Here is a 4,933-nt window from a genome sequence, read left to right as displayed (position 1 = left end):
CTGATGACACGCGGCTTATCAATGAAGGAAATTACTTCAAAGAATTACCTTGTACAGAGTGAAAAGCCCGAGGATAACCGTAGCTGTTCCTACGATAATAGTAAAATTCCGCACTTTCAGTTTTTTCACAGTTCTTGTGGACAGCGGGACGGAAGCAATAGCCCCGGCAAGCAGAGGAAAGGTGATATTCCAGTCAAATTCCGTTCCAACAAGAAGGAAAGTAATTACTCCCACGAAGCAGGTGAAGCTTTCGGCAAGGGATGTTATGGCAACTGAACTCTTCGTATCAACCCCTGAAAGTATTTGTCCTGAGGTGACAAGAGGGCCGTAGCCTCCTCCGGAAAGACCTTTGTTAAAAGCCGCAAGAATCCCAAGTCCTGCTATTTTACTCCAGGAGAAGCACGGCTTTGAGTTTCTTTTCAGGAGAATCAGAATGCCCATTGAAAGAACCATCAGTCCTATGAAAACCTTGAGGTAAGTTTTGGGGATGTTTACAGCCACGAAAACAGCTGTGACCGCGCCAACAAGACTGCACCCAGCGAGAACCAGGGCGATCTTCGAGGCATTTGAGCGTGGCATGTAACCCAGTAATCTCATTTTCTTAACAAGCCTGTGACTGGGATCATTCCGAAAATCGAACTGTACGTTACCCGCCCGATGATGCATAAAGGCTGCCAGGCTTCCCGTAATAAGCTCCGATACAAGTATCGCGGGTACAACCATAAGCGGATTGTAACCCATTATCAGCAGGAGAGGCGCCAGAGTAGTTCCATAACCCATACCAAGAGAAGAATCTACGAATTCACTGGCGAAAGCTATTATGAACAGAACAATAATCGCAATGACAGGATCCATACCGTAACCTTTCCCGGTTTTCATGGTCACTTCCATATGCATAAGTATTGGTGTAAAACCAATGGGAATTGGTAATATATATATAGATATTGGTGCGTCTAGCCCCTGGCATCGGAATGAACGCAGTGCCTTCATAGGCCCGTTGTGGGTATATTCCCGTAACTGCAACGGAAAAGCAGGATACACTTACCTGCACTCTTGAAGGAGCCTGAGCATAACCGATGAGGGACAGAAAGCTTGATGAAATTATTGGAAGGCGTGGAGCGGAGGCTGTACCGTATCATGCTCTAATGTCCAGGAGGATCAGGAACATACTTCTGGTTTCGAGTCTCTACGATTCCTATACGTTAGAAGAAGATGGAAATTTTACTGAATTGCTCTTCTCGGAGTACCTTCATCTCAACCTAAGATATGCTCCCCGTATCGTAAGGGTATCAACCGGAGAGGAAGCTTTGCTGCTTCTTGAGAAGGAAAGCTTCGATCTGGTTATTTCGATGCTCAGTATAGGCCACATGCAATGTGATGAGCTGGGACGGGCTATTAAGGAAAAAGCATCCGGAATTCCCTTCGTTGTTCTTGCTTATACCGGACGCGACCTGAAAATCCTTATGGATGAGGGAAAACTGGAGTACGTTGATCAGGTTTTCGTTTGGCAGGGGGACGCAAGGCTGTTTCTTGCCATTATCAAATCCATTGAGGACAGGCTGAACGCTGAACGTGATTCCCGTGTCGCAGGGGTCAAATGCGTAATTCTGGTGGAGGATTCGATCAGATTCGCCTCCTCTTACCTGCCCATGCTGTACACAGAAATCATGCAGCAGACACAGACACTGATGACGGACGGCGTGAACCAGATGCAGAAACTCATGAGGATGCGAGCAAGACCCAAGATTCTGCATGCAAGGAATTATGAAGAAGCTATTGAACTCTACAGGCTTTTCCAGGACCATATACTGGGAATGATACTTGATGTAAGGTTTCAGAAAGAAGGTATTGAATATCCCCGCGCCGGTTTCCAGCTTGCGGAAGAGATACTGTCGAACGACCCTGAATGTCCGATACTATTCCAGTCCTCCGAAGGAATCAACAGGAAATTAGCGAACAGACTGGGAGCGGCATTCATTAACAAAAATTCACCGACTCTTCTTGCTGACCTGAGGGAATTCATGAGGGATTACCTTGGATTCGGGGATTTCATTTTCAGGAACGCCGAGGGGGAAGAGGTTGCCAGGGCCGGTGATCTGAGGGAAATGAAACGCGCTCTCGGCAGGATTTCGGACGAGAGCCTGGTCTACCACGCCGAGAAAAATGATTTCTCCACATGGCTGATGGCCAGGACCGAATTTGATCTTGCTCACGCTCTACGGCCTCAGAAAGTTGATGATTTCGAAACAGCCGGGAAACTCCGTTCCTACCTGCTTTCATCACTTAAGCAGTGGATGGAAAGGTACAGAGCAGGCCTGGTTGAGGAATTCTCCAGTGAGACATTCGATTATGACACAGAATTCGTAAAGATCGGTTCGGGTTCTCTCGGCGGCAAGGGGCGTGGACTGGCTTTTATAAACGCTCTCCTGAATATCTACAGGATCAACGATGAATTCCCCGAAGTGAAAATTTTCGTTCCTCCTACAGCAGTCGTGGCAACGGGGGTTTTCGACCGCTTCATGGAGAATCCAGGACTGACGGAACTGGTTTTTCACAGGGAGAACTCCGATAGCAGCCGGTCCAGTCTGAAACGGGACAGAACCATAGCCAGAGCCTTCCTGGAAGCTCCTATTCCGGACGATGTCATGAAAATGCTGCATGCTTTCCTTGAGGAAGTCACATATCCTCTGGCAGTAAGATCTTCAAGCCTCCTCGAAGACAGTCCCTCTTACCCTTTTGCGGGTATTTACAGTACTTACATGCTTCCAAACAACAGCCCGGACATCGATGTTCGAATATCGCAGCTTCTCAGCGCGATAAAGCTGGTATTCGCATCCACCTACTACAGCGAGTCTGTAGCCTACATAGAAACTACGCCTAACCGTCTTGAAGAAGAAAAGATGGCTGTTGTCATTCAGCAGATAGTAGCCAGAGAACATGGAGATGCTTTCTATCCGAATTTTGCAGGAGTAGCCAAGTCCTACAATTTCTATCCTCTCGATGGAATGAGCGAGAAATGCGGTGTTGCTTCTGCCGCCCTTGGTCTTGGGGGTACGGTAGTGAACGGAGGCAAATGTGTAAGGTTTTCTCCTGACTCTCCGGAGAGGCTTTACCAGTTTTCTTCGACTGATGAGTATCTCAGGAACTCACAAAGGGAATTTCTTGCTCTTGATCTCAACCAGTCAAAAAGTGTTAACCTGGATGATCCATGGAAGGATGACCATCTGGTCTCCCTCGATCTTTCGAGAGCTCAGGAAGATGATACCCTTGCGCCTGTTGGCTCCGTGTACTCTGCTGACAATGATATGATAGTTGATGGAACCTTCCGTCCCGGAGCGAAGCTTGTTACGATGGCAGGAGTGCTAAAGGGGGACTATTTCCCGCTTGCTCCGCTTCTTAAGCATATCCTCAGGATAGGAAAAGTTGCGTTTTCAAGTGATATAGAGATTGAATTCGCGGTGAACCTGGGAAATAAGTCAAAGGGAAAATCCCATGAATTCGGTTTTCTCCAGATCAGGCCGATGGGGCACACCGTGGGAATTATGCCGGAAGTCGAAGACATCAACGAAGAAAATGCCATTTGCATATCCCACCAGGTTCTGGGACACGGCTTCATAGAAGACATCAGGGATATTATCTACGTTTCCTCCAGCAAGTTCGACAGAAGCCAGACAACTGAGATCGCCGGTGAGATCGAGCAGTTGAATCGAAAACTGAGACACTTGAAATGTCAGTCACTTTTGATTGGCCCCGGGAGATGGGGAAGTTCTGACACCTGGCTGGGAATACCGGTCAGATGGAATCAGATATCATCGGTGGGTTGCATTGTGGAAACTCCCCTTCCGGATATGGATGTGGAACCATCACAGGGGACCCATTTCTTCCAGAATATAACTTCTCTTGGAATCGGCTATCTTACGCTGAAAAGGGAAGGATTAGATTACATTGATTACGATTTTTTTGAGAATCACAGCGCTATGAAGGAAACGAAATTCCTGAGGCACATCCATCTTTACAAACCCCTTAGGATTCTGATCAATACTCAAGTAAAAAAGGGAATTATTCAACTGACATGAAAAAACCTGTTTCAAGTCGCAACAATTATATACTGGAGAATAGATAACCCCTTGCTGGCTAGAAAAGAGAAGCCAACTATGAAAACAGTAACTGAGCAGGAACCGATTTCCATGGATTCACTGCGACAAATAGCGACTGAGCGTTTCGGGGACATGATCAAGACCGTGGTTGATCTGACCCGCGGAATCATGATCATCGACGCGGACCTGCATTCCGATGAAGAAGCTGAATTGCTGGCGACAGGCTCAAAGCAACAGGATTTATGGGGAATCAACCTCTATCCGGAACTGTCTCCAGTTGACTGGCTGGAGTTCGATTCGATGATAAACCTTCGCCCTTCCTTTGGAAACCGTTCCAGAAACGTGGATGATCCTTCAATACGCGAGCGGATTCGAGATGTTGTGGATCGATTGGTGTCCCGATGAAATTTCCTCTACATAAAGATTCCGCAGCAAATCGCTGGTGGGAGCTGTCGCTGTACGAGCAACTGGGAAATGTAGGAAGCGAGGTTGGCCGGGCGCTGCGCTGGAAAACCCGTAATCCACAGATAGCTCAAGGAGCATTTGAACGTGCACTGGAGTTGATGGATCTCACTCTTGCTGATCCTCGCCATCGGCAATCAGTTTCTCGTCTGCGCGAACTGGCAAGAGCGAGGGAGGTTCTGGTCGATTTTCTGGCCGGTTCGAATGAATACCAATCCACACGTGATTCCCTGTTACGGTATTTTGATGCCTTCGCCGTTGCTGCGGCTCTGGCACGTGATCGTGATCAACTCAGGAATCCACCCGGGTAACAGAATCCTTTTATCAAGTTTACAATCATTACATTGACCGGGAAGAGCGTGATCATTCCAATG

Annotated in this window: 4 protein-coding genes; 3 read left to right on the top strand and 1 reads right to left on the bottom strand. The window is 47.6% G+C overall.

From position 1 onward, the window contains the following. Window positions 1-36: 36 nt before the first annotated feature. Entirely contained in the window at window positions 37-855 is an 819-nt protein-coding gene (locus tag K8S15_03475; GenBank protein MCD4775095.1) for a sulfite exporter TauE/SafE family protein, read from the bottom strand. Window positions 856-1,076: 221 nt separating this feature from the next. On the opposite strand from K8S15_03475, the gene K8S15_03470 reads away from it, so the two are divergent. The 3 genes from K8S15_03470 (at window position 1,077) to K8S15_03460 (ending at window position 4,870) form a co-directional block, all read left to right on the top strand. Further along, a complete protein-coding gene (locus K8S15_03470; GenBank protein ID MCD4775094.1) occupies window positions 1,077-4,076 on the top strand; it encodes a histidine kinase in 3,000 nt (999 codons plus the stop codon). A 111-nt stretch (window positions 4,077-4,187) separates the two neighbouring features. Further along, window positions 4,188-4,502: a DUF5674 family protein gene (locus K8S15_03465; protein MCD4775093.1), complete on the top strand. Its 315-nt coding sequence runs from the start codon at window positions 4,188-4,190 to the stop codon at window positions 4,500-4,502. After that, window positions 4,499-4,870 carry a hypothetical protein gene (locus tag K8S15_03460; GenBank protein ID MCD4775092.1) on the top strand — a complete coding sequence of 124 codons (372 nt, stop codon included), beginning with the start codon at window positions 4,499-4,501 and terminating at the stop codon, window positions 4,868-4,870. The genes K8S15_03465 and K8S15_03460 overlap by 4 nt, the downstream gene beginning before the upstream one ends. Window positions 4,871-4,933 lie beyond the last annotated feature (63 nt).

The sequence above is a fragment of the Candidatus Aegiribacteria sp. genome, assembly GCA_021108005.1.
Classification (GTDB): Bacteria; Fermentibacterota; Fermentibacteria; order Fermentibacterales; family JCC-6; genus Aegiribacteria.
Note: the sequence above shows the minus strand (reverse complement) of the source record. Positions and strands in the feature narration are given on the sequence as shown.

Excerpts from the sequence above, each read along its gene's own strand:
- K8S15_03475 (MCD4775095.1), bottom strand. The coding sequence starts at position 855 with ATGGATCCTGTCATTGCGATTATTGTTCTGTTCATAATAGCTTTCGCC.
- K8S15_03470 (MCD4775094.1), top strand. The coding sequence starts at position 1,077 with ATGAGGGACAGAAAGCTTGATGAAATTATTGGAAGGCGTGGAGCGGAG.
- K8S15_03465 (MCD4775093.1), top strand. The coding sequence starts at position 4,188 with ATGGATTCACTGCGACAAATAGCGACTGAGCGTTTCGGGGACATGATC.
- K8S15_03460 (MCD4775092.1), top strand. The coding sequence starts at position 4,499 with ATGAAATTTCCTCTACATAAAGATTCCGCAGCAAATCGCTGGTGGGAG.